The 26,943-nt window shown below is 36.1% G+C and carries 20 protein-coding genes and 1 pseudogene; 14 read left to right on the top strand and 7 right to left on the bottom strand.

What is annotated here, in order from left to right:
• Positions 1-107: 107 nt before the first annotated feature.
• Positions 108-314 (top strand): annotated as a pseudogene (locus B0X80_RS05680) (hypothetical protein); the annotation flags it as partial.
• Between the two features lie 56 nt (positions 315-370).
• On the opposite strand, the gene B0X80_RS05675 reads toward B0X80_RS05680, so the two are convergent.
• From B0X80_RS05675 to B0X80_RS05665, 3 genes are read right to left on the bottom strand one after another with little or no spacing between them, the layout of a single operon-like run.
• Positions 371-874: a hypothetical protein gene (locus B0X80_RS05675; RefSeq protein WP_139345294.1), complete on the bottom strand. Its 504-nt coding sequence runs from the start codon at positions 872-874 to the stop codon at positions 371-373.
• A gap of 16 nt (positions 875-890) precedes the next feature.
• Positions 891-1,610: a hypothetical protein gene (locus B0X80_RS05670; protein ID WP_077338824.1), complete on the bottom strand. Its 720-nt coding sequence runs from the start codon at positions 1,608-1,610 to the stop codon at positions 891-893.
• A gap of 14 nt (positions 1,611-1,624) precedes the next feature.
• Positions 1,625-2,179 carry an RNA polymerase sigma factor gene (locus tag B0X80_RS05665; RefSeq protein ID WP_077338822.1) on the bottom strand — a complete coding sequence of 185 codons (555 nt, stop codon included), beginning with the start codon at positions 2,177-2,179 and terminating at the stop codon, positions 1,625-1,627.
• Positions 2,180-2,502: 323 nt separating this feature from the next.
• On the opposite strand from B0X80_RS05665, the gene nhaA reads away from it, so the two are divergent.
• The 8 genes from nhaA to B0X80_RS05625 all read left to right on the top strand — a co-directional run bounded on the left by nhaA (position 2,503) and on the right by B0X80_RS05625 (position 12,661).
• Complete coding sequence (nhaA, locus tag B0X80_RS05660; RefSeq protein WP_077338820.1) at positions 2,503-3,675, top strand: Na+/H+ antiporter NhaA; 1,173 nt, start codon at positions 2,503-2,505, stop codon at positions 3,673-3,675.
• A 195-nt stretch (positions 3,676-3,870) separates the two neighbouring features.
• Complete coding sequence (locus B0X80_RS05655) at positions 3,871-4,383, top strand: elongation factor P hydroxylase (RefSeq protein ID WP_245825401.1); 513 nt, start codon at positions 3,871-3,873, stop codon at positions 4,381-4,383.
• Positions 4,384-4,399: 16 nt separating this feature from the next.
• Entirely contained in the window at positions 4,400-5,614 is a 1,215-nt protein-coding gene (locus B0X80_RS05650; protein WP_077338816.1) for an ATP-NAD kinase family protein, read from the top strand.
• A gap of 59 nt (positions 5,615-5,673) precedes the next feature.
• Entirely contained in the window at positions 5,674-5,946 is a 273-nt protein-coding gene (locus tag B0X80_RS05645; protein ID WP_077338814.1) for a YfcL family protein, read from the top strand.
• 385 nt (positions 5,947-6,331) lie between these two features.
• Positions 6,332-7,420, top strand: coding sequence for a glycine cleavage system aminomethyltransferase GcvT (gene gcvT / locus B0X80_RS05640; protein ID WP_077338813.1), 1,089 nt, complete (start codon positions 6,332-6,334; stop codon positions 7,418-7,420).
• 85 nt (positions 7,421-7,505) lie between these two features.
• A complete protein-coding gene (gene gcvH, locus B0X80_RS05635; protein WP_077338811.1) occupies positions 7,506-7,892 on the top strand; it encodes a glycine cleavage system protein GcvH in 387 nt (128 codons plus the stop codon).
• Between the two features lie 563 nt (positions 7,893-8,455).
• The gene (gcvP, locus tag B0X80_RS05630) at positions 8,456-11,374 is read left to right on the top strand and encodes an aminomethyl-transferring glycine dehydrogenase (RefSeq protein WP_077338809.1); all 2,919 of its coding nucleotides are present in this window, start codon (positions 8,456-8,458) and stop codon (positions 11,372-11,374) included.
• Positions 11,375-11,680: 306 nt separating this feature from the next.
• A complete protein-coding gene (locus B0X80_RS05625; RefSeq protein ID WP_077338808.1) occupies positions 11,681-12,661 on the top strand; it encodes a virulence RhuM family protein/type II toxin-antitoxin system death-on-curing family toxin in 981 nt (326 codons plus the stop codon).
• 330 nt (positions 12,662-12,991) lie between these two features.
• Here the strand turns inward: B0X80_RS05625 and B0X80_RS05620 are convergent, their stop codons facing one another.
• From B0X80_RS05620 to B0X80_RS05610, 3 genes are all read right to left on the bottom strand, one after another.
• Positions 12,992-17,125 carry an esterase/lipase family protein gene (locus B0X80_RS05620; protein WP_077338806.1) on the bottom strand — a complete coding sequence of 1,378 codons (4,134 nt, stop codon included), beginning with the start codon at positions 17,123-17,125 and terminating at the stop codon, positions 12,992-12,994.
• Positions 17,113-17,292 (bottom strand): helix-turn-helix domain-containing protein, encoded by a 180-nt coding sequence (locus tag B0X80_RS05615; RefSeq protein WP_077338804.1) that lies wholly within the window; start codon positions 17,290-17,292, stop codon positions 17,113-17,115. The genes B0X80_RS05620 and B0X80_RS05615 overlap by 13 nt, the downstream gene beginning before the upstream one ends.
• A 617-nt stretch (positions 17,293-17,909) precedes the next feature.
• Positions 17,910-18,872: a DUF2914 domain-containing protein gene (locus B0X80_RS05610; protein ID WP_077338802.1), complete on the bottom strand. Its 963-nt coding sequence runs from the start codon at positions 18,870-18,872 to the stop codon at positions 17,910-17,912.
• 270 nt (positions 18,873-19,142) lie between these two features.
• Here B0X80_RS05610 and B0X80_RS05605 point away from each other — a divergent pair, with 270 nt between their 5' ends.
• From B0X80_RS05605 to B0X80_RS05595, 3 genes are all read left to right on the top strand, one after another.
• Positions 19,143-19,670 (top strand): hypothetical protein, encoded by a 528-nt coding sequence (locus B0X80_RS05605; protein ID WP_077338801.1) that lies wholly within the window; start codon positions 19,143-19,145, stop codon positions 19,668-19,670.
• 347 nt (positions 19,671-20,017) lie between these two features.
• Positions 20,018-21,916 carry a CRTAC1 family protein gene (locus tag B0X80_RS05600; protein ID WP_245825396.1) on the top strand — a complete coding sequence of 633 codons (1,899 nt, stop codon included), beginning with the start codon at positions 20,018-20,020 and terminating at the stop codon, positions 21,914-21,916.
• A gap of 335 nt (positions 21,917-22,251) precedes the next feature.
• Positions 22,252-23,832 (top strand): cryptochrome/photolyase family protein, encoded by a 1,581-nt coding sequence (locus B0X80_RS05595; RefSeq protein WP_217697130.1) that lies wholly within the window; start codon positions 22,252-22,254, stop codon positions 23,830-23,832.
• Positions 23,833-23,959: 127 nt separating this feature from the next.
• On the opposite strand, the gene B0X80_RS05590 is transcribed toward B0X80_RS05595, so the two are convergent.
• A complete protein-coding gene (locus B0X80_RS05590) occupies positions 23,960-24,565 on the bottom strand; it encodes a peptidylprolyl isomerase (RefSeq protein ID WP_245825395.1) in 606 nt (201 codons plus the stop codon).
• A 150-nt stretch (positions 24,566-24,715) separates the two neighbouring features.
• Between B0X80_RS05590 and zapE the strand changes: the two genes are divergently transcribed.
• Together zapE and B0X80_RS05580 are read left to right on the top strand one after the other, a co-directional pair.
• Positions 24,716-25,972 carry a cell division protein ZapE gene (zapE, locus tag B0X80_RS05585; protein ID WP_077338798.1) on the top strand — a complete coding sequence of 419 codons (1,257 nt, stop codon included), beginning with the start codon at positions 24,716-24,718 and terminating at the stop codon, positions 25,970-25,972.
• 356 nt (positions 25,973-26,328) lie between these two features.
• Complete coding sequence (locus B0X80_RS05580) at positions 26,329-26,823, top strand: Hsp20 family protein (RefSeq protein WP_175623879.1); 495 nt, start codon at positions 26,329-26,331, stop codon at positions 26,821-26,823.
• Positions 26,824-26,943 lie beyond the last annotated feature (120 nt).

Genomic DNA, 26,943 nt, shown 5'->3' with positions numbered 1-26,943 from the left:
CAATTGGAGCCTTTGTTTATCTCAGTTAGCGATTTATTTTGAGGGACGTTTAGACAGCGTGCTCGATATTTAAGAATTTAAGCTGACACAGAATTTTGAACGCCCCCATGAATACCGCTATTGATAATCCTTACATTATTGGTGCTCATTGGTTTCAGTATATTGACTCGCCATTAACCGGGCGGGCACATGATGGTGAAAATTATAATGTTGGTTTTGTAACAATCACTGATATTCCATTTCCTCATATGGTATCTGCGGCAAAGGATATTCATACAAAGTTATATCGTCGACGCTATGGAGACATTCAATAATTGCTTTGATAAATTAACTTTAATAACGGTATAACGTGTTATACCGTTATTTCATATTATTGGTTGTTATCAGATGTTTTAAAGAAATCTTTTTTGCGGTGTTTATGTTTATTACCTTTCGATTTTTTACGATGTTCACTACGTCGTTCATTTAACTGTTGTTGTAACTCATCGTTATTTTTAATGTATTCTTCGAGCTCTTTACGTTGTTTATTGTGTTCTGCTTTTATTTCGTTTAAACGAGTTTTAAAAGCTTCCATATTACCTTGTTTCTTAAGTGCTTTTAATTCATTACGTTGCAAGTTACGTTTACGTTTATGTTCTTCAGCTTGCTCAACGGTAATGTCTCCCTTATTAATCATATAATCTAAAATGATTTCACGAGTGTGCATATGAATTCGATGACCACGCTTAGCTTCTTTTGTGGCTATTTCCATCGTAATATTGTCCATTTCTTCAGTGGCTTTTAGTGTAAATGTGGCACTAAATAACACCAAAGGTAATAGAAACAATAAATAATAGTTACTGTTTATTTGGCTATTTTTCATTTTAATACTCATTGACTTTGCTGTTTTGTTAAACACGAGTGGTGTTAGCAACAGGTGTTAAATACGCTGAGTTTTGCTGTTGTGCTTGCATTTTTTCAACGTCTACTTTTATTTCAAATTCACGTTCGTCAGCATAATGATAAAGGGTTGCCATTATACTTAAGGGTTGTTCTACAGCTTTGTTTTTATTAACACGAATAGGTAATGATAGCGTGTTGGTTCCTGCTTTTAAGTCTACAGGCCAGCTTAAATCGTGAATATTGTCGTAACCTTCTAAAGCGATTTGTTGTGGTAAAACAAGATTTAAGTCTGCGTCGTACATATCTTCAGGTGCGTTAATTACCAATACAACTTCAGTGGTAAAATACTCTGGTGCTACTTCGGCAACTAATGGAGTTTGTTCAGGCGAACTATTAAAGATATTCCATGCACCAAATACTGATAGCGCTAATACGGATGCCGCAATAAATCCTTGTAAAAAACTACTATCGTTTTTAGCTGGCTTGTTGATATTAATATTGTTTTGGGCTGAATTAACCACATGACTTAGCATGGCTGAAGCTTCACTTTCGCTAAATTCAGGCGCTTGTATTTGCGACATTTTTTTTAAGTATAACTGCTGAGCTTGTAATGCTTTTTTACAAGCTTCGCAGGTTTTAATATGTGTTGTTAATTGGCTATCTAAACCTGACGTGAAATCAGCTAGGTTAAGTGCTTCAATGGTATTATTAACAAGTTTACAGTTCATAATTTTATCCTCTGTTAATAATGACGAACGTTAAGTTCAGAAGGTTGCAAACTAATGTGCTGCTTTAACGTAGCACGTGCACGATGTAAGTTTGATTTTAATGTGCCTAACGGTACGTCCATAATCTTTGCGAGCTCAGGTAAGGTATGTCCATTAATATCATGCAAGGTAATTACAGCACGTTGATCTGCCGAAAGCTTGTTCATCGCTTGATAAATTTCTTTATGTTGATCGTTTTGCTGGTGGTTATCGTAATATTGAAACAAAGGTTGTATTTTTTCGTCGTCAATATCGTCTAAACCAGGTTGGCGTTGTTTTTTTCGATATAAGTCGATAAATCGATTATACAAGCAACGCATAAGCCAAGGTTTTAACTTTTCTATTTTGCGCAATTCAGTTTGTTTGGTAAATAAATACTCAAGCAAATCTTGCAATAAATCTTCAGCATCATGTTTTGTGCCAGTGTATTGATAAGCCACTTTAAACAAATTACTCATGTGCGGAGATATTATCGCTTCAAACGATTGCTCTTTTTCTTTTATGCCTAAAAAAGACAAAATTTTACTCATAAAACAGGCTGATCCGGTGAGGTTTTACTAGGCTATGTAATAATCTTAACGAATAAAGTAAGAGAAAGGTTGCACTATTTTTATATATTTATAAAAACTACAAGTTAACTTATAGGTTATTAAACTAGGGCCTATTCAGAGTAGATTATTTTTTAAGAGATATTTTTGTAGCTTTGTTATTTTTATCTATACTTATTTCATGTGATAAAAAGTTGAATACTATGAAAAATGAGAAATATTTTTTATAACTGATCTTTACTAATACTATCAACGTGTGACATATTATGTCTAACTAAATGTACATTTTTTACAAAAAGGAACTCATGGCACTTTCACCTATTCAAAATTTTCTAAAACAAGAAGCCTCTGGCGGTATCATACTTATGTTTACCGCAGTATTTGCAATGATTTTAGCCAACTCTCCTTGGGCGAGTTATTACGATTTATTTTTAGATGTACCCGTTGTTGTTGCTGTGGGGAGTTTTGAAATAGCTAAACCCTTATTACTTTGGATAAACGATGGTTTAATGGCATTGTTCTTCTTTTTAGTTGGCCTTGAACTTAAACGTGAATTTATAGAAGGTAACTTATCAGAGCCTAGCCAAATTGCTTTACCTGCCATCGCTGCTATAGGTGGTATGGCAATACCCGCGTTAATTTATGTAGCATTTAACTATAATGATCCTACTGCCATTAATGGTTGGGCTATACCAACAGCAACTGATATTGCTTTTGCTTTAGGTATTTTGGCTATTATTGGCAGTAAAGTGCCTTTACAGCTTAAAGTGTTCTTAACTTCACTCGCTATTTTTGACGATTTAGGTGCGATTATTGTTATCGCGTTATTTTATACTGAGCAGCTTTCAGTATTGTCGTTAGTGGTTTCTGCTGTTGTTCTTACCTTATTATTTGGTTTAAACAAAAAAGGTGTAACCAGTACATCGCCTTATATATTTTTAGGCATTGTCTTGTGGGTTGCAGTACTAAAATCAGGTGTACATGCGACACTTGCCGGTGTTGCGTTGGCCTTTTTTATTCCCATTAAAGGCGAAGAAGGTGAGCCATCGCCACTTAAGTCGTTAGAACATAATTTACATTCAATGGTCGCTTTTATTGTGTTGCCTATATTTGCTTTCGCTAACGCCGGTATTAATTTTACTAGTGTGGGAATAGACCAAATACTTTCACCTGTTCCATTAGGGATTATTGCGGGTTTAATACTAGGTAAACAAATTGGTATTTTTGGTTTTTGTTTTATCGCGATAAAGTTAGGTTTAGCCAAATTACCTGAAAACGTAAACTGGAAACTGCTTTACGGTGTGTCTTTACTTTGTGGTGTCGGTTTTACCATGAGTTTATTTATTGGTTCTTTAGCGTTTGAACAATCTGCTGACTCACCATTATTTCAAGACCGCTTAGGTATTGTTATTGGTTCATTAATTTCAGGGATTGTTGGCTACATTGTTATTAAAACAACTTTAAATAAACAAAAATAGTTAACTTGTTTTTGTAGCAATAAATAAATCGGCGATGCATCCATCGCCGATTTTTGTTAGAGTTACGCAAAAATAGCGTTTGCCTTATCATAGAATTTTTTGTACATGCAGCACTCATCATCTCTCATTCCATCTGCCACTAATGTTTTACGCGTTAATGGCCAAGCGGAAAATATACATAATATAGAAGACTTAATGACGCTATTTTCAGCTACATTTTTTGCTGAATACAATACCTTATTAATTAAAGGCGATGATGAACCCGTCTATTTACCAGCATCAAAAAGCTGTACATATCATCAAATTGTTTTTGCTCATGGTTATTATTCTAGTGCTTTACATGAAATAGCCCACTGGTGTATTGCGGGTAAAGAGCGTCGATTAAAAGAAGATTTTGGTTATTGGTACGAACCCGATGGCAGAAACGAGCAACAACAAAAAGTATTTGAATCGGTAGAAATAAAACCACAAGCCATTGAATGGGCATTTTGTGTTGCAGCTAATAAAAAGTTTAATGTGTCTGCCGACAACTTAAATGGTGCTGAGGCTGACACGCAAGCATTTAAAGCTTCAGTATTAAAGCAGGTTGAGCATTACCTTGAAAAAGGTTTCCCGACAAGAGCACAACAATTTATTGATGCACTTGCTGCTTTTTATCAAACATCTTCTTCTATACCCACCACGTTATCATTGGCACAATTTAAATAGGCCTAAGGTTATCTACATGAAAAAATTCAAGCTTGGTTTTGTGATTAATCCTGTTGCTGGGGTCGGTGGAAGTGTTGCTTTAAAAGGAAGCGATGGAGAATCTACCCCCGAAAAAGCCTTGTCTTTAGGAGCACAATTTAAAGCAAACCAGCGTGCTAATACGGCCTTAAGTGTGCTAGAACCTTATAAAGATCAAATCATTATTTATACCGCGAGTGGCTCTATGGGGGAGATGTGCGCTACTGAATTAGGTTTTGAAGTTGCTGTGGTTTATAGCTCAGCCGAAGTCACTCATTCAGCAGAAATAACCTCAGAAAAATGCCTAAGTACTTCAGCACAAGACACTAAAAATTTCGTTAATGCTTTACTTAACGCACAAACCGAAGCACAAGTTGATGTACTATTATTTGCTGGCGGTGACGGTACAGCACGCGATATTTGCGCAACCGTTAACGATAAATTTCCGGTATTAGGCATTCCTGCGGGGTGTAAAATTCATTCAGGTGTTTATGCCGTAACGCCTAAAGCAGCAGGGCGAGTGGTTGAAATGTTAGTCACTAATCAACTTGTTACGTTAATGGATGCCGACGTAATGGATATAGACGAAAGCTTGTTTAGGCAAGGCGTAGTAAAAGCTAAACGTTATGGTGAAATGCAAATACCCAGCGAATTACGTTATGTACAAGCGGTTAAGTCTGGCGGTAAAGAAACCGACGAATTAGTTTTACAAGACATAGCTGCACACATAATAGAAACCATGGATGACGAGCTTTACATTATGGGATCAGGTTCAACGACAGCTTTCATCATGGACGAGTTAGGCGAAACTAATACTTTGCTTGGGGTAGATGTACTTCAAGATCACGCGGTAATTGCAAACGATGTAACTGAGCCTCAATTATGGTCGCTGATAGAAAATCATCTATCAGAAACTCAAAGTGCCGATAACAGCTCACACACAGAGGTGATTAAATTAGTGATCACCTTAATTGGTGGGCAAGGTCATATATTTGGTCGTGGCAACCAGCAACTTAGCCCTAGAGTGATTAAAGCCATAGGTAAAGACAACATTATTATTGTTGCCACTAAAACAAAACTGGCAGGCTTAAATAGCCGACCTCTTATTATCGATACTGGCGATACTGAACTTGATCAAGCTTTATCAGGCTATTTTCCTGTTATTACAGGTTATAAAGATCAGGTATTATATCCCGCCAGTAGCCCACTTTAACCTTACTTAACTTAGCATTAGCCTAACTTAATCAGTATTTATCAGTACAGGAAAAAAACATGTCAATTCAAAACCTTAATGCACTATATCAACACTTTGACGATTTATGTTTAAAAGAAAATAACGACGATGAGTTGTTTGCAAGTAGTTACATAAGAGGTTTTATTGCCTTATCAGCCAGCCAATTTGGCGACGAAACTCAAGTACTATCAGCTGAGTTAGCTAACGATATATCAGAAAAACTAACAGCTTCACGTTCAGAGTTAACACCGCAAGACCAACAAATTATTAGTAATTACTGGGCTGAACTTAAAACGTTTTTTGATGCGTAAATCTTTAATATAGCTATATTTTTTATACGCCTAAATTTCAATCAGTGTTATTTAGGCGTAACGTTAAAACTAAATTATGCTAACTAACAACCCTTTCTTATTTAAAGCTTCTAATTAACTTTTCATCATAAATATTTAACCTCAGTTGAGATTATTTATACATCGAATTCATTTTTTTATTTAAAATTATTCACAAAAACATCTTATTTAGACGTGGTCTTTTCGATTATTATTTTTGAAAATGGAGCTTTTGGAAATATAATTCTGATAATTTATTTTATGTGGTTTTATATTTTAAATTAGTGTCTTTTGTTGTTGAATCAACAGAATTGAGTGGTTATAATCGAGTCACTTTCGTACACACTCTCTTTTTAGGCGATGTTATATGAGCAACAAAACTACTTTACATGCAAAACATATTGAAGCTGGCGCTAAAATGGTCGACTTTCATGGTTGGGAAATGCCGATTAACTATGGCTCTCAAATAGAAGAACATCACGCAGTTCGCCAAAAGGCTGGAATGTTTGACGTATCGCACATGACCATTGTTGATGTAACAGGTGACGAAGCTCAAGCATATTTACGTAAACTAGTGAACAACGATGTTGCTAAACTTACTGTTGCAGGTAAGGCATTATATACCGGTATGTTAAATGAAGAGGGTGGTGTAATAGACGACCTTATTATTTATTTCTTTAGCGAAACTAGCTACAAACTAGTGGTTAATTCTGCAACACGCGAAAAAGATTTAGCTTGGATGAACAAACAAGCGCAAAATTTCAAAGTAACTATTACCGAACGTCCTGAATTTGGCATGATTGCAGTACAGGGCCCACAAGCTAAAGCGATAGTGGCAACACTTCTTAATGACGAACAACTTGCCGCAGTTGACGGCATGAAGCCATTCTTTGGTGTACAAACAGGTGAACTATTTATCGCAACTACGGGTTATACCGGCGAAGATGGTTACGAAATTGTAGTTCCAGAAGCTCAGGCTGCTGACTTATGGCAAAAATTATTAGACGCTGGCGTAGCACCATGTGGTTTAGGTGCTCGCGATACTCTACGTTTAGAAGCAGGTATGAACTTATACGGCTTAGACATGGACGAAACGGTATCACCACTTGCTGCTAACATGGCGTGGACCATAAGCTGGGAACCAACAGATCGCAACTTTATTGGCCGCTCAGTCCTTGAAGCGCAAAAAGAAGCCGGCGACCAACCTAAACTTGTTGGTTTAGTCTTTGAAGCGAAAGGCGTATTACGTACTGGCTTAAAAGTTATTACACCAGATGGCGACGGTATCATTACTTCAGGTACATTTTCTCCTACATTAGGTCATAGTATTGCTATGGCACGTGTACCTCGTTCAGTAAAATTCGGCGATACAATTCAAGTAGAAATGCGTAAAAAACTTGTTGATGTTCAAGTGATAAAACCAAGCTTTGTTCGTAACGGTAAAAAAGTTTTTTAATCGTTAAAAGCGTACTATTTTTAGGCTATAGTGATTAGCTGTAGCCAAACACAATTTATAATATTTACATACAGGATTAATAAAAATGAGCAATGTCCCTTCAGAATTAAAATATGCAACGACTCACGAATGGGTACGTAACGACGGTAACGGTATTGTAACTGTAGGTATTACTGAACACGCACAAGAGCTATTAGGCGATATGGTATTTGTTGAATTACCAGACGTTGATGACGAAATAGGTACTGGCGATGATGTTGCTGTAGCAGAATCAGTGAAAGCGGCCTCAGACATTTACGCACCAATTACAGGTACCGTAGTAGAAATAAACGAAGAATTAGAAGATTCACCAGAGCTAGTAAACTCAGACGCGTACGGTGAAGGTTGGTTATTTAAAGTTAAAGTGGCAGACGAAAGCGAGTTAGATAGCTTGCTTGATGCAGAGGGGTACACAGCGTCTATCGCTGAATAACTTTTTGCTTCGATAATCGATTTTATGCTTCATTGTCTACACGTTAAATCGCAATCACTTAGTACACTAAGCTCATGCTCTTTAACGTTTGACGGCTTTGCCTAATTCTCGATTATCTTTGCAAAATATTCGGTCATATTCTGTAGTTATACTTCGTTACTTTCGTTGCTCGATATTATCACTTAGTACACTAAGCTCAAATGTCTCACAACTTCAGTGCCTTGCCTAACAACAGACTATTTACAAATTTTTGCTTCGCTAATCGATTTTATGCATCGCTGTTTTTATTGCTCGACATTATCACTTAGTACACTAAGCTCAAATGTCTCGCAACTTTGACGGCTTTGCCTACATGGATGTAGGTACTTAGGTTTTGTCAGGAACGTAAAACCTGTGATTACATGGATGTAGGTACTTAGGTTTTGTCAGAAACGTAAAACCTGCGTCTAATTCTCGATTATCTTTGCAAAATAGAAACGAACCAAAAAATATTTTAAGCCTCATGTCTCTATTGAAACAGAGGCTTTATTTTTATTAGTAAAATCATTTAAGTGAAACTGTTTATGACTACTCAATCTCAAGCAACGTTAAACGAATTAGAACAATCGCAAGATTTTATTCGCCGACATATAGGGCCTAACGCAGAGCAAACTCAAGCCATGTTAAACGACATTGGTGCAGAGTCGGTAGATGCATTAATTGACGAAATTGTGCCAAGCGATATTCGTTTAGCTAACTTGCCAGCGATTGAAGAAAGTAAAACTGAAGTACAAGCACTGGCTGACTTAAAAAAAGTCGCTAGCTTAAATAAAGTTAACAACAGCTACATTGGTTTAGGTTACTACCCAACATTAACGCCAAACGTCATTTTACGTAACGTGTTAGAAAATCCAGGCTGGTACACCGCTTACACACCATACCAACCTGAAATTGCACAAGGTCGTTTACAGTCTTTATTAAACTACCAACAAATGTGTTTAGACCTTACAGGATTAGACCTAGCATCAGCGTCGTTACTTGATGAAGGTACAGCAGCAGCCGAAGCAATGGCGCTAGCAAAACGTGTTTCTAAAAACAAAAAATCAAACTTGTTTTTTATCTCAAACGACGTATTTCCACAAACGATTGATCTTGTTAAACAACGCGCTGACATGTTCGGATTCGACATCATTGTTGCTCCGGCAGTTGAGGCAGCTGATCACGACATTTTTGGTGCCTTATTACAATACCCAAGTGCAACGGGTGAAATAACAGATATTAGCGACCTTATTGCTAAAATTCACGACAATAAAGGTATTGTTGCTGTAGCTGCAGATATTATGAGCTTAGTATTATTAAAAGCGCCAGGTCATTTAGGAGCAGATGCAGTTATTGGTTCAAGCCAACGTTTTGGTGTTCCTATGGGATACGGCGGACCACATGCTGCATTCTTCACTACATCAGACAAATACAAACGTTCATTACCGGGTAGAATTATCGGTGTATCACGCGATACGCGCGGCAACCCAGCATTACGTATGGCCATGCAAACACGCGAGCAACATATTCGTCGCGAAAAAGCCAACTCAAACATTTGTACAGCTCAAGTATTATTAGCCAACATGGCCGCGTTTTATGCGGTTTACCATGGTCCTAAAGGCTTAAAAGTTATTGCTGATCGTATTCATCGTTTTACCGATATTTTAGCGGCTGGCGTATTAAGCAAAGGTTTAACACCATTGCACAGCAACTACTTCGACACACTTACATTTAACTTAAACGAGTTAGGTAATTCAGGTTTCGACAGTAAAGAAACTATCGTAGCGCGCGCCTTAGCAAACAACGTAAACCTACGTATTGATGTTGAAAATCAAATCAGTATTTCGTTAGATGAAACAACAACACGCAGCGACATCGACACCTTATTTACTATTCTATTAGGTGAAGGGCATAACCTAAGTGTTGAAGACTTAGACAAGCAAGTTATTGCTAACGGTAGCGACTCAATTCCAAACAGCCTAGTGCGCGACACAGAAATACTAACGCATCCAGTATTCAACTCGTATCACAGCGAAACTGAAATGCTGCGTTATATCAAAAAGCTTGAAAACAAAGATCTTGCGTTAAACCACTCAATGATTTCATTAGGTTCTTGTACCATGAAATTAAACGCAACCGCGCAAATGATACCAGTATCTTGGCCTGAATTTGCCAACATGCATCCATTTGCTCCTACCGATCAAGCACTGGGTTACAAGCACATGATCGACGAACTAGGCGACTGGTTAGTTGAGCTAACAGGCTACGACAACATCTCAATGCAACCTAACTCAGGTGCACAAGGTGAATACGCAGGTTTAATCAGCATTGTTAAATACCACGAAAGTCGTGGCGATGCGCATCGTAACATTTGTTTAATACCTGCTTCAGCGCACGGTACAAACCCAGCGTCAGCACAAATGGTAGGCATGAAAGTTGTAGTAGTAGACTGCGACAAACAAGGTAACGTAGACATGACCGACTTGCGTAACAAAGCAAGCGAAATGGCTGAAAACCTAGCATGTATCATGATCACCTACCCATCAACACACGGTGTATACGAAAGCACCATTGCTGAAATTTGTAATATTATTCATGAACATGGCGGACAAGTTTATCTTGATGGCGCAAACATGAACGCACAAGTGGGCGTAACATCTCCGGGCTTTATTGGCGCAGATGTTTCACACCTTAACTTACACAAAACCTTCGCTATTCCACATGGCGGCGGAGGCCCAGGTATGGGGCCAATAGGTGTTAAAGCTCACCTAGCACCATTCTTACCAGACCACGCGTTAGTGAATGTAAACGAAGCTAACAAAGGTAACGGCGCAGTTTCAGCAGCACCTTATGGTAGTGCTGGTATTTTATGTATTTCTTACCTTTACATCGCATTGCTAGGTAAAAAAGGCGTAACAGACGCAACTAAATACGCGATTACCAACGCCAACTATTTAGCTAAAAAGTTAAGCCAACATTACCCAATTTTATACACAGGTAAAAATGGCCGTGTAGCGCACGAATGTATTATTGATTTACGCCCAATTAAAGCGGAATCAGGTATTACAGAAGTCGATATGGCAAAACGCTTAATGGATTACGGATTCCACGCGCCAACTATGTCGTTCCCAGTAGCGGGTACGTTTATGATTGAACCTACAGAATCAGAGTCGAAAGTAGAGCTAGACCGCTTTATTGAAGCTATGGTGTGCATACGTGACGAAGTACGTAAAGTAGAGTCAGGTGAGTGGAGTGGCGACGACAACCCATTACACAATGCACCGCATACGTTAGCGGATATTACGGATACATGGGATCGTGGTTACACAATTCAAGAAGCCGTATTCCCAGTGCCAGCCGCAGCGGCAAATAAATTTTGGCCAACGGTTAATCGTATAGATGACGTGTTTGGGGATCGCAATTTGATCTGTAGTTGTCCGCCGGTTGATGCGTATAAAGACTAATTAACGTATTGATATTTAATAATAAAGGTGAACTTGATAGTTCGCCTTTTTTTGTGGGTAAAAGATATTTATTTAAGATAAGATGGTATAAAAATAATACAACACTTTATAACATAAGCTGATTGCTTTACAGCATCAAAAAATAACTTTTATTATTCATGTGTATTATTGGTTGGGCTATATGTATCAATGCCTGAAGCTTTAGCTTGACGAGTTTATTACAGAGTAAGCAGTAGATATAACGAATAGTTTTATGTTTAATTAAATAATAAAAAATGCAGATTAATAAGGAAATTAGGTAATAACATGAATAATAACGCCATAGAGATATACCAAAATGAAGATGGAGCACTTCAGCTAAATGTTGCTATTGAACAAGAGTCAGTATGGTTATCGCAAAAGCAATTAATAACCCTATTTGGACGTGATAAATCAGTTATATCAAGGCATATAAATAATGTTTTTAAAGATGGTGAGCTTGATAAGAATTCAGTTGTTGCAAAATTTGCAACAACTGCTGAAGACGGTAAAGTTTACCAAGTTGAACATTATAATCTCGATGTGATCATATCTGTGGGTTATAGAGTAAAGTCAAACCAAGGTGTTAAATTTAGACAATGGGCAACCAAAACTTTAAAACAACATTTATTGCAGGGTTACACATTAAACCAACAACGATTAACTGAAAACGCAAACGAGTTAGAAAAAGCCTTACTATTAGTTAAAAGAGCTGCAGCACTGCCATTTAATGCCGAATTTGGTGCTGGTTTGGTCGATATAGTGGCAAGCTATACACAAACTTTTTTATGGTTACAACAATACGACGAAGGTTTACTCGACTCACCACAAGGCGAGATTGGCGGCAACTTAACTCCCTTAAGCGATGCGAAACAAGCTATTAGCCAGTTAAAACAAAACCTAATGGCAAAGGGTGAAGCAACTAAATTATTTGCTAACGAACGAGATGACGGCTTAGCCGCTATTTGGGGCGCTCTTGATCAAACCGTATTTGGCGAACCTGCTTACCCAAGCATAGAAAGCAAAGCAGCACACTTATTGTATTTTGTTGTTAAAAACCATCCATTTTCAGATGGAAACAAACGTACAGGGGCATTTTTATTGGTTGATTTTTTAAACCGCAATAACCGATTATTTAATGAAAACTACCAGCCAGTAATTAACGACACAGGTTTAGCTGCCATCACTTTATTAGTAGCAGAATCAAAACCAACAGAAAAAGATACTATTATTCGTTTGATTGAAAATTTATTAAGTCAAAATAAGTAATTTCATTAAATGTGATTTTAGGGGATCTTCAATATTAGTGACGATACTCAGTGCCAGCAGCAGCGGCAAATAAATTTTGGCCAACGGTTAATCGTATAGATGACGTGTTTGGGGATCGCAATTTGATCTGTAATTGCCCGCTGGTTGATGCGTATAAAGACTAGTTAACTGTGTGCCTGAATATTTAAAATTCAGACAATGTATTAAAAAATAGACAAACTTCGGTTTGTCTATTTTTTTGTCTCTAATATCGATATTTAAACTTGTGTGACTCTTAAAAAATTATCTGCATTGACAAAGTTATTGGCTAATTTTATCTTGCACTATTAGCTACCACTCAAATCTCTCATTGCTCTCTGAATCACGTTCTGTTTCTCTTTCGTATTCACTAGCAATGTATGCTTCCCATTGGGCTTTTTTGGCGATACCCCATTTTGATATATCCTCGTTAGTTGAATCTATTAATGATTGAAATAAAGGTAAACGAGACTCAAGTATCTTGGCTCTTGATCCAGACCATCCATTCGTTGGGCTGAAGTTTGCGAGATATTCATCTAGAACTCTAATCGGTTCAGGGCAAGTGTTTAATAGTTCTGTCGCTAGTGAAGTCCACTTAATTGATTTTTCATTTGATTGATATGGCGTAATTATAGATGCGAGCACTGGGTAACTATCTTTACCATTGTTTTTACACCAATCTAGCGTGCTTTTGTTATCAATTTTAGAGAAAGGACTTACTTTCTTGTCAAATCTACCTTTTATAGCGTTCCTTATCTGGCACTCGATTTCACTGCTTTTACCAATAAAAACTTCAAGAGCTAATATTGGGTGTAACTGAATAACTGTAGACATAAATTCAGGGAAATCATACCTGCCGATAATATGAGTCAAAATTTTCGCTTTAATTGCTTCTAGAACAGTTAAAGCACTCTCTTCATTTGTACCAGCAGAAAAGCAGACATTGGCTATTTGGGTTAAACTATAATCGCTGCCACCGGAAGAGCCTTTTTCTTCAGAGTAATCGAATGACGCTAAAAGTGATGCTGATTTTTCTTTAAGTAACTCTGAAACAACATAGTGTTGGTTTTGCTTTAGCCCATGAAAACGCATTGATAATATATCTATAGTAACTACCTGGCCGTCTTTTTGTTGCCAAATTAACTCTAATAATTCACATAGCTGGTCGTCGGCTATTGGTTCGTGACTGCGACCACAAGCTAAGTTTCTATACATCCAAACTGGAGATGTGTTTTCTTTTAATGCTTTAAGTATTCGAGCAATTGCATCTTGGTCGATAACGTAACTCAGTTGGACTAACATAAAGTATTGCTTGAGTTCAGGGTGTTTCATGAATTCATCTAAGAAAGTATTGGTGAGGTTGATATTAACTTTCGAGAGGTACTTAATTTGACCACATAAGAAGTTAATGTTTCGTTCTTTCTCAGGAATTTTCTCTAATTTAGAAACAGTCAAAGCTAATAACTCTTCGTTATTATGCGCTCCTTCTGCACAGCCTTCTCCAAATTCAAATAAGTTAGAGCTAGAACCACTGTAAGATAGAAGTTCAGTCAACATAGATTGAAGTAACTCACTATTAGTATTTGTTACTTTTACTCCCAAATCTGAAGAGTATTGCTGTCCTTTTTTATAACCACGCTCAACTACAACACCATTCTCATCATATTCTTCTAAATCATGAAATTTCCATTTATCAGCCAATACATACATGTTTATATCGTCTAATAAGGACTTAGGTGATAATTGCTTTGCGATTGATTGCAACCTTTGTATTTCTGTTTCTATGGACGTTTTGCAGTCCCATTTTAATATATCATGAATGGCAGAAAAGCCATCAGCCCACATTCCTAAAGTGCTTATTTTTATACAAGTACTTTCAATTAAATTTCTTAAGTTATTTTGTCGCCACAAGCTACGTAGGTTTTTGCCTAGCATTTTTTTTGCTAGTTTCGAGTGCTCTGTTTTATTAGAAATAAATTCAGTTGTATATTCGATGAATAATTCATACCAGTCTGCAACATCTTGGTTGGTTTTTGGTCTGTAACCAAAGTCTCTTGGGTTCGCACCAAAATCAAAGCTATGGCTTGAGGAAAAGTGCCAAGCTTCAAGAGATGAGTCTAAAAGTTCGAAAGCTAGTTCTACACTATGCTCGGTAGCGGTAGAAATTAAATTCTTTATAATATCTAAACGCTGCTCCTTGGTTGCATGAGTTCCAGATAAATAAAGTTGAAACAATGACTTTAAAATACTTCTGATAGAGTTGTAATTTTCAGCTTTATCTTCTGATAGCGTGAATTGGCATAACAATTTTGCACATATATCAAAATATTGTTCATCATAAGCAATAGACCTGATAAGCCTTGTTATTTCTGTAAATTGCTTATTTTTTCGTGTGCAAAATTCAGGCTGTTTAGCTAAAGTTTCAATGTGAAGTAAAACTTCTTTAGTTGAAATAGGAGCTATATTGGTGAGCAACACCCAAGCAAGTTCACTTTTTCCTTCGGCGTATAGTTTATGTAAAAATCCATTTTCATTTAACCAATCATTAGCGATGATTTTGGCTTCTTCACATTTAGGTAAGTAACCTAATCTCCTTGAAAAGGATTTTAGTAAGCGTTCATCTGTTGATTCATTAAAGTTATCAGAAATAACACCTGTACTTATATTTTCTAACGCATGCTTTGCTAACCTATTCGCAATTGGGTGCGGTAAAACAGCCATCCATTTACTTCGTTGCTGAACTAAATTTCGACGCTTTAGCTCTATAGCTGATTCATAAATATCTCTTGATGGAATTTCTGATAAGTTACTGAGAAAAGTAATATCATCACTATAAATCTTCTCACTGTTAATTTGGAATGAATAAACTAGTGAAAGGTATTGAGCCGCTGTTTCGAGTGACTTTTCACTAGCATGACGTTGGTAAAATAGCCTTTTAAATAGTTCTTCATCCCTTAAACTTGAGATATTTTCGTCTTTACCTATTGTTTCAGCCAAAGCTAAAGCTATTCTTGAGTTACCACATGAAAATTCACTAATTGTTCTAGAGTTTTGCTGACCTAGATGCTGATATCTAGCGTTAAGTATTTTTTCTATAAGCTCGATTGAAGATGGTTCTAAAGAGAATACTTCAGTTTGCTCAGGTTGGTCTTCTCTTAAATCATATTCGACAGTCAGTAAATTGGTATTGCTGCTTTCAGTGCTGCATAAGGTTGTAAGAGATCTATGTAGGTCAGGCGGACAGTTATCTATTATTAAAATTGCTTTTCGACCTTCGCCAGCGATTTTTTCAGCCAAAGCTTGAGGTGTTGGCTTCGGACCATTAGCCATATCAGTATAAAATACAGCTTTGTAAGGCAAAGGGTTTTCACCTATGCGCTCATCAAATAAGGCTTGCACGAACCTAGTTTTTCCAACACCAGATAAACCAATAAGTCTAATAGACGCTTTGTTTTCTAATAACTTATTTCTAATAAGGTTTAAGCCGTCTAAACCTTTAAGTCCTTCATTATTGTTTGACGATGAATCAAGCAATCTGACCTGTTCATCAACGAAATATTCACCGGATGTTCCATGGGGGCAATGTGCCCAGTTACTATATCCTTCCCATGAGTTTGTATCGTTATAAAACCTAGAATTTATCCATAGCTCATGAAATTCTCTTTTTTTTTGAGATATAAAGCCTTTGATGTGCGTATAAATCTCGTCGTTTTTATCATTTGGCTTGCATATGTTTTCATGACTAACTGAAATAGGGATAGCTCTAACTCCTGCTATTCCTGGATCGGCACTGTCAGGTTTAACAACGGTGACAATGCCGTACATTTTTTCAGTTTCTGTTAGAACAAGGTGCCTTATTTCTTTGTGCTGACACCAATCTCGATACCAAGTATTCAACTCTCTTAGGTTAGGGGCATTTCTGCTTAAAGATGCTGCAACAATAGATGGTTGTTGAAATGTAAGGCACCTTAATAGACCTTTAGCAACAATATTATGGCCATGTTTTGCAATATCAGCGCCGAGGTGAGGAGTTCCCAAATAGGCTACACCAGAAACTCTGCCCAAAAGTTGTTGTACTTCGACTCTATTAGTTTGATCATTAGCAATTCTAAGTATCTGCTTTGTGATTAATCCACCAAGACTATGGCAAACAAATATTATTTCTCCTTCAGCTAATTCGGGGACTTTTAATATGTGCTCAAATATATTTACAGCGAGATCTGGTATGCCCATTCCTGAGCTATTAAATTTAAGCTTGGGAGCGTCATATTCTACTGTCCATATATTTAGGTCGCAATTATCTTCAGCTAACCAAATTGGCCAAGCTTCATCTTTTGAGCCTTTTTTAAGCCAGGTCCCATTTGCGTCTCCTCCTAATCCATGTAGAAAAATAACATGAATATCTTTTATCTCATCAGAATCTGACCTAAGTACTATTTTTGCCACTGTTTTTTCTCTTCAATCCATTGTTCAATATCTACACGCTTAAAGCGCCAGCTACCGCCGACTTTAAATCCGGGAAGTTTACCTTCGCTAGCGAGTCTATAAGCTGTTTTCTCATTTAATTTTAAATAAAGCGCTAACTCTTGAATAGTGAGTATATCGTCAGCCATTCACAATGCCCCCTAACTTAGATTAATCCTATCATATGAGAAAATTGAGGAATTGGAAAGGTAGTCAAATTAATTGACCAAAATTATTTTTAGGCAATTAATTTGCTCTGGTTTTTAACGTTATTCATATTTAGCTAGTTGATTTATATAAAGTTCGATTTATCGACATTTATATTAATTGCTAATGAATTATCAAGGGGTCAGCCAACTTGATATTAGCTAGTGTATCAAGGGGTCAGCCAACTTGATATTAGCTAAACCTTTTTCCGCAAAATTTAAGCGATCACCATTTCCTATCTCAGCGATTCAATTATGGCTAATAATGCAAATTTAACCATTTCTGGCTAATTATAATGATTTAACCATTTTTGGCTAATTTTGATTATTTAACCATTTAGAGCTAAATAATCAATGGGCAAAGACTGTTTGAGGTTATAGAAGATCTTACAGAGTTAAATAGAAGTTACTTAGGTGTGTTTTAGCTATATTATTTTTGTCGCATAAAACCATTTATACGACAATATTGCGTTTATACGACATTTTCTTTTACTTGTTAAAGCGCTTGTTTAAACTGGCAGGGCGTTATCTGATACTTCTATTATATTCTTTAGTACTTTCTATCGTGAAACCTCAAACATGACCGTTTTCAAAATATTATTATTCTGATCAACCACCTGAACTTCCCATTGACCAACCATAGTTTCATCAAAGTTTTTACTTGAATAAGTGCGCCATTGATCATTTTTAATGTTGAGTGCTATTTCAGCTAAGCGTTTTTTCTTAAATATCCAACGATGATAAATTTTTTGGTTATTTTTTCCGTGAATTTCAGTGAAAAAATATAACTTATTTTGCTTTTGTAAACTCAGGTGTTGAATATTATCGCTTGGTTCTCTAGAGAGTATATTTGAAGTTAATTGTGCTCGGTAAACACCGTTATTTATGGCTTGAGTAGGTGCTAATAAATTAGCTTCTTTTAGCTCAACGTTGTTCACTATTTCTGGTTTTGTTTCTGCTACTAGTTCAGGTTCGGTTTTATCAGTTTCTTGTGCTGACAAATTAGAGGTTACGGCTAATATTGTTTCAGTCGTGCTAGTTTCTGTGGTGTTATTTTTAGTCGTATTAGTTTCACGCGCTGTAGTAGTTTTTTGGGGTTGTACTACTGCTTTTTTGTTGGTGATGTCGTTTTGAAGTACTTCAGCATTTATTGCATCACTTACGGTATCGCTTACTGTGTTAATAGCCGCATTAGCGATTGTATCTTCAGTGAGTGTTGGGCTTGCAAAAGTTTTTGTATTTATTGTGGCGCTGTTTGACTCGGCGGTATTCACGTTATTGTTATTTGAATCAGTATCGTTTACCACTGTTTTACTTGATAAGACATTGTTTGGAGCATTAACGGTATTAGGCAAAGAGGGCTCTGGTTCTTTAGTCCACAAGCTGTAAACGCCAAAACCTATAAGGCTGAGTAAAGTAACGATGAGTAATAAAAAATTTCTAATTTTTACAGGATCAAATGGCGCAGGTTCAGGTGGTGTTATTGGTTCTTTAGATACGTTAATTTTAATTTTTAGCTGCACAGCTTAACTCCCTTTGTTGTCTGGGGCAGCATAATAAAACAGTGTGAACTAAAAAGCGAAATGAATGATGTAAAAAAGCTACAGATTACGTTTTTTGTATTTAATCGAATAAGTTATTTTGGACGATGTTTTTTATTGTTAGTTAACAATCCTTATGATATTTTTTCTTTGTTTTTTATAGGCTTGCATAAATCTTGTCTTAAAAAAACACAGTTAATTAGTATTACAATAAAAACCAATGGATATTATTAAAACTAAAGGAATATTCTTATGAAAAAAGTAGTAGTAGGTGCCGCTTTATTATCTTTAACCAGCCTTGGTGTTTTAGCTGACAAGCCAACTAAAACATACGATGTAAAACGTGGTTTTGCAAAAACATTCTCTGTGTCTGAAACAGAGCAGTTAGGTAAGTTTAAAGCGATTTTAAAAAGAGTAAAAGGTGCTAAACATTATAAGCGTAAGCTTGTATTAGAAGGTGAAATTAAAGGTGTTTTAAATCCAGACTTTACCTTAAATCATACCTTTGTTAATAAAAAACGCACAGGCGTTCTTTATACCGCAAATGATTCAATGACTAATATTTTGGCCGGTGACCCTACTTGTGAAAGCGGTACAGGTTCAACACCTTGGGAAATTGAAGAAACATTACATATAGTCGCAGGTACTGGTATTTACGCCGATATTGAGCAAGGTAGCTTTATTTTGTTGAAAGGTATAATAAATAATTGCCCATCATTAGCTCAATACGGTCAAAATACTTTTGAAGTAGTAGGAGGCTCTATTACATTTACTCAATAAGGTTTAAAAACGTGCGTAATATTTTTTAAATAAGCTACATCGTACCTGCTAATTTTTATCTACATTAAATCAGCAGGTACGATATTTTACTTTAAATATGTAAAATAATATTTCAAAGATATAAAACGCACTAAAAGTAAAAAAACATGCATGTTTACGTTATCCCTTAAGTGCTATGGGTATAACGTAACTTTAAAATAAAAAATATAATACCTACCTTTATGACCCATTTTTAAAATTTAAAACAAGACACTTTTCACGTGTCGTTACTACCTAACACTATCAACTAAAACATGATATGTTTGATTTGATATAATGTTTATTTTCTGTGTGTAGGATTAAGTAAAATGATAAAAATAAATAAATTTAATACCTTGTTAGTCAGTGCTTTGTGTAGCTCGGTTTTATTGGGTTGTGTTAGTAATAGCCAAGAACAAACCCAACAACAGCTTTCAAATAAAAAACCGGCTCTTTTTTCTAAAACCGAAGGTGTTATTCCCTTTGATAAAGAATTTCGTCGTAAATGGGGGGCTGCCGTTGTAGCTGACGTTGATCAAAACGGTTGGGAAGATGTTATTACCACACAGCATGGTACTAATGTTTTAATTTATTGGAACGAAGGGGGAACATTTTCTGCCCCCTCAGTACTCATAAAAGGTGATACACACGGGCTTGGTATTTCTGATTATAACGGCGATGGAAAAATGAACATAGTTGTTGCTCAAGGTGGCGGTAACGGTGGTAACCCAAGGCGACCTGTATATTTTTCAGTTAGTAAAGATAGAACAATAAAAAGGTTGGGTACTTTTGAGCACTTTCAAGCAAGTAGAGGTCGCTCAATTAAGTTTTTAGATGCAAATAAAGACGCTAAGCTCGATCTTTTCGCAACGGGTTTTGCGCCTAAAAATGCAAAAAATCTTACCACTAACCAGTTATATCTTAATAATGGTAAAGCGTTTGTTAATTCAGCAACACTTGCTATTGCTGATGATCCGTTAACAATGAAGGCGATAACAACGGATGTGAATAACGACGGAATTGTAGATGTTATTACGTTTGGCGGTAGAAGCATGACATTGTCTACAGGTATTGGTGACGGCAGTTTTAAAGACGCTACCAACAAAGTGCTTGGTGAGTTAGCCAATATAAAAAACGTTAATAATATTACCGAAATTGATTACGACAATGACGGCGATTTTGATTTGTTTTTAGTGCGAAGCCCTTATCAATTTGAAAAAGAAGCTTATTATAATGCTGATAGTAAAAAACTAGCTTTTTTTACATTTAACAAAGATTTTATGTTCGACGATATTATGATCGAAGGTGAGAACTTAGTTATTGAAAATATTCAAGAAACTTGGGCGACTTACGATATTCAGTTAGGTAAAAAACGTACAGTGATTGAAGCTTCAAGAAGCGAGCATTACACCGGTGGTAAACTTGTTATAAAGCCAGAAGATGCTCAAGGTTGGCCTGAAGGCGAAAAACTAAAAGGTATGCACATTGGCTATTTAGGTAATGGTAAATGGCGAGTAGGTGGTTACGTAAAATCACGACTAAGCGCTATTATTACCAATGTTGTTTCAAAGCCTACAGAAATTAAACGTAAGCCAATGCCAGCGCGTTTATTAGAAAACCGAGATGGTAAGTTTGTTGATGTAACAACAGCCATGGGAATTGATATTGCAGAGCAAACCACGAGCGCTGCCGCGGGGGATTTTAATAACGATGGTTATGTCGATTTAGCTATTTCACCCTACGGAAATATGTCGCAACCGGTAGAGCATTTTGTATTATTAAATAATAAAGGCAAAGGATTTACCAAACACGCTAACTCAGGTTTAATGTCTGAAGAAGTAGGGGCTACAGGTGTAGGTGTTAGTACTATTGATTATGATCAAGATGGCCGTTTAGATCTTATTTTTGGTAATGAACGTGGTCGTTGGTATCTTGCAAAAAATGAGTTGAGTGCTAGTGAAATAGGTAAGTTTTTAACCGTAACTGTACCTAATTCACCAAAAAATAATGCTCAACCCGTTGGCGCACGAGTCACTATATCAGCTTGTGGGATGCAGCAAGCTCAGCTAGTTGGCGCAAGTGGAGACGGCTTTCATCAAATGTTAAATACCAGAATGCATTTTGGATTAGGCCAATGTGAAATGGCTGAAAGTGTTAATGTTGTATGGGCAAATGGTGAGAAAAAATCACTTAAAAATGTTAAGGCTGGAACTAAGGTTTCAATGTAAACCAATATAAAAACCTTAATTAAGTGTTCGTTTTATTTTTAAAAATTATTAACAGTATCAGCAGTGGGTAGTCAATAAATTAATAGGTATTTACTGCCTATTTTTTTACTACCCGCTTTATTTATGTCTTATTTCTTACCTTATTAAGATTTTAATCTGATAAAAAACAGTTCTCCATTTCTTTAAGCCTAAATTAACTTTTTTGTTCCATATTGTTTTGATAGTTTGAATTGTTCCACATTTTACTTTTTTAAATGAACCTTCTTTTTATTTCTCTCGTATAAAGTCATACGTTAAATATTGTTTAACGCGTTGTATGAGTAATAAAAAATAGGATGAGTAAAATGAAACAAGGTTATCAACGTTTACGGTTAATTCTTGGTGATCAATTAAATGCGAGTCATTCCTGGTTTCAAGAAAAGTCGTCAGACACCTTGTATTTAATTGTTGAACTGCACCAAGAAGCTACCTATACCAAACATCATATACAAAAAGTTTGTGCTTTTTTTGCCGCGATGGAGGCTTTTGCTCGAGCGTTAAAAAGTGCTGATCATCAAGTTCATTACATGACACTTGACGATACACAAAAATATAAAGATTTACCTGATTTATTATCTACGCTAATAAAAGAGTATCAAATTACCTGTTTTGAATATCAGTTACCTGATGAATTTCGCTTACGTGAACAATTAGCTGAATTTTCAAGTACATTATCAATAGAAAGTCACTACTGCGAAAGTGAGCATTTTTATTTATCTGATAAAGAATTACCTAAACACTTTAAGCAAGGAAAAAAGCATCGCTTAGAAAGTTTTTATCGTAAATTACGATGCCAATTTAATGTATTGATGGACAATGATACTCCAATGGGAGGGCAATGGAATTACGACACAGCTAACCGAAATAAATTAAAAAAATCTGATTTGGCCGAAGTTCCTACACCATTAATGTTTAGTAATGATGTCACTGAAATTTTACAGCGTATTGAAAAACATAATATACCCACTATAGGTACTGCAAGCTCATCGTTATTGTGGCCAATTACCCGAGTTCAAGCGAATGAATTATTGCGATTTTTTTGTTTAACTTGTTTACCTCGCTTTGGTCAATTTCAAGATGCGATGACCGAAAAATTAAAACAGATGGGTGAAGAACAAGGCTGGAGCCTATACCACTCAAGGTTATCTTTTGCTTTGAATTGTAAAATACTTAGCCCAAAGCATGTTGTTAATACGGCGATACATTACTATTTTGAGTCAAAAGGTAAAATTAACCTGGCTCAAATAGAAGGCTTTGTTAGGCAAATTCTTGGGTGGCGCGAGTTTGTACGTGGTATTTATTGGGCAAACATGCCTGATTATGCAAATGCAAATTATTTAGAAGCGTCTCGTACATTACCTAAATGGTTCTGGAGTGGCGAAACTAAAATGAACTGTTTACACCATGCTATTAAGCAGTCGCTAGACTTTTCCTATGCACACCATATTCAGAGGCTTATGGTTACTGGAAATTTCTGCTTAGTTGCTGGTATTTCACCAAGTAAAGTTGATGACTGGTACTTAGGTATTTATATAGACGCAATTGAATGGGTAGAAATGCCAAATACTCGCGGTATGAGTCAATTTGCTGATGGGGGAATTGTAGGATCAAAAGCCTACGCAGCAAGTGGTAATTACATTAAAAAAATGAGTGACTACTGTACGGGGTGTCATTATAACGTGTCGAAAATAGAAGGGGATGATGCTTGCCCGTTTAATTCTATGTATTGGCATTTTATGGATAGGCATCAAAATGATTTTGTTAAAAACCCACGTACGAGTATGGTTTATAGTAACTGGCAGAAAAAAACATCTGAGCAGCAACGTAGTATACTTTCGCAAGCACAATATTATTTAGATAACTTAAACAGCCTATAAAGCGTTAATTAACCAATTATGCTTTATAGGCTATATAAAGAGGTTGAAGTTATAAGGTGTTGTTATTCATCAGCACTTCTGTGATGTAATCAAATAACGTAATTTATAAAACGGTTTTAATTTTTTATTAGGCTTTGTCTTCGTCAAGAATAACCACTCTGTTAATGGTGATCATTTTTTTAGGTACCGTTGGATAACCTAATTGTTCGCTATAACCTACTTCAACTTGCGAAATCGCTTCAAGAATATCGTAACCTTCTATCACTTCACCAAAAACGGCATAGCCCCACGATACTCCTGGGTCTAAATTGCTATTGTCGTTTAAGTTAATAAAAAATTGGCTAGTGGCTGAATGTGCATCGCTTAGCTGTTTTGCCATAGCAATCGTCGCCTCTTTATTTTTTAACCCATTGCCTGACTCATTAAAAATAGGCGTGTCGGGTTCAATTTCTTGGTAGTTGGTCATAAAACCACCCGCTTGAATAAGGTAGCCTTCTTCTACACGATGAACTAAGGTTTTATCGTATTGTCCACGAGTTACGTAACCTAAAAAGTTATCGACGGTAATTTTAGCTCGATAACGATCAAGCTGAATAATCACATTACCCATTGAAGTTTCTATACGTACTTTAGGAGATAGGTTATTAGGTTGAATATATTGGCCTTTGGTATTAGCCGCCAATAATTGAAACGACATGAGTACGCTAATAATAAGTAGTGAAATTCTAAACACGTAAAACCCTTTTTATTATGAAATAGAGGAAGTCTGATTTATTTTAACAGATGTTATTTATAAATTAAGATAAAACACATTCACTGACGCCATTCGTGTTTTACGATAGAATACACTTGTTATTCATTACGCTTAAATATCATAAAACTAATGCCAAATAGTTCACCTATCAAACAATACCAAGCTTTAGTTAGCTCAAATAAAATAAGCTTTGATCCTGCTCAGCAACAAGCGGTTGAATTGTTGCAACAACTATATGTAACGCTTCAATCAGAAAATGTTAGTGAAAGTAGCCAAAGTCGCACAGCTGTTAAAGGCCTTTATTTATGGGGGAAAGTAGGGCGTGGCAAAACCTTTTTAATGGACTTATTTGTAAGTAGCTTGGCTAATACATTACCTAATAAAGAGCCTAATAAAGAGTCTAATAAAGAGCTTGATAAAGTATGTAAGCGACAACATTTTCATCATTTTATGCAAGACGTACATCGCCAACTTAAAGAACTTTCAGGTAAACCCGAACCATTAAAGCATATTGCTGAAAAATTTAGTCAGCAATATCGCGTTTTATGTTTTGACGAGTTTTTTGTTTCAGACATTGGTGACGCTATGCTACTGGGTAATTTACTGAAATTTATGTTCGAGTTGAACATTGTTGTGGTAAGTACCAGTAACTGTGCGCCTAACGAGTTGTACCGAAATGGCTTACAGCGAGATCTATTTTTACCTGCCATTGCGGCTATTGAACAACACACGCAAGTATTACATTTAAATGGAGAACAAGATCATCGCCACCGTGCGTTAACTTATGCTCAAAACTATTTTGAATTACCTCATAGCGCCCAGCAGCAAATAGAGCTGCATCAAAACTTATTAAGCCGATTTAATTTGAATGTTTTGGAAGAAACTCAGCCTGAGCTTGCTCAACATCGTTCGATTAATATTTTAGGTCGACAAATTAACTACATGGCTAAAAATACTCAAACAGATAAACCCGTTATTTGTTTTGATTTTTCCCAACTATGCCAAGGCGCGCGTAGCCATTTTGATTACATAGAATTAGCGAAACAATTTAGCACCTTGTTATTGTTTAATGTTCCACCTATGAGTGGGCAAACCTATGAAAGAATAAAAGCGAGAGGCACTGAAGATAATGGCTCAAATATCAATGTGTCAGCAGGAACAACAGGTGAGCGTGAAATTATGTTAGCACCCATGGACGATGCTGCAAGACGTTTTATTGCCCTAATTGATGAATGCTACGATTGTAATTTAAATGTATTTATAACGGCTTACGTGCCACAAGAGCAACTTTATAATAGTGGTTCATTAATGTTTGAATTTGAACGTACCAAAAGCCGGTTAAGAGAAATGGCTTCGGTGGAATATAGAGATAATACTCTATTGTAAACCCCCTTTATTAGACCGAGATAAATATTCCTCAACATTATAAAATTTTATTTTTTTATTTAAAATTTTTATAAAAAAAAGTCTTGTTTTACCTTTCAAAGACCCTAAATAAATCACTGTGATAGAGATGTCTTTAAAAGAACTCTATACCAATCACAATAACCAATTGATCATTTATACTTGTCTAAATGGCCAATTACATCGTTATTTAATAATTAGAACAACTAGTTATTAAAATAAATGCCTTGTATTTGACAATTTATTCTTCGTATAAAATAGGTCAATTCATTAATGCGTTTGGTATTAATCACTTAAATTGTTTTTATTTTTATGTTGCTTCTAACGGAGGATATATTATGAACTCACTTGATTTAACCCCACTTTACCGCAATAGCGTTGGCTTTGATCGTTTAGCATCGTTAATTGACCATGCTTTTACATCAGACACATCCGCTAGTGTTTATCCCCCATACAATATTGAGGTTATTGACGAAAACCAATATGCCATTACGTTAGCATTAGCTGGTTTTACACAAGACGAACTCGATATTCAGGTTGAAAAAGGCGTGCTAACGGTACGAGGTAATAAAAACGTGAAAGAAGAGCGTAAATACCTGTATCAAGGAATTGCAAACCGTAGCTTTGAGCGCAAGTTCAACTTGGCTGATTATGTTGAAGTAACCAATGCGGATCTTTCTAATGGATTGCTCACTATTAGTTTAGTGAAAGAAATTCCTGAAGCGATGAAGCCTAAGTCGATTGCAATTAATCAACAGGCAAAAGCGATTGAACATCAAACGCAAGACAATCCAAAAGCCACTAAAGAATCAAAAGCAGATAAAGTGGCCTAAAAAAATTGAGGGTGTAGTTATTACACCCTCAAACTATTTTTTGGGTGTTAGTTGGTGTTATTGAATTTTTATTTTTAGACCATATCAAGCCATTTAACTCGTTATGTACTTTGTTTTGGG

This window comes from Pseudocolwellia agarivorans (assembly GCF_002000085.1).
Lineage (GTDB): Bacteria > Pseudomonadota > Gammaproteobacteria > Enterobacterales > Alteromonadaceae > Pseudocolwellia > Pseudocolwellia agarivorans.
The sequence above is the reverse complement of the archived record's forward strand: the minus strand, read 5'-3'. Positions and strand labels throughout refer to the sequence as shown.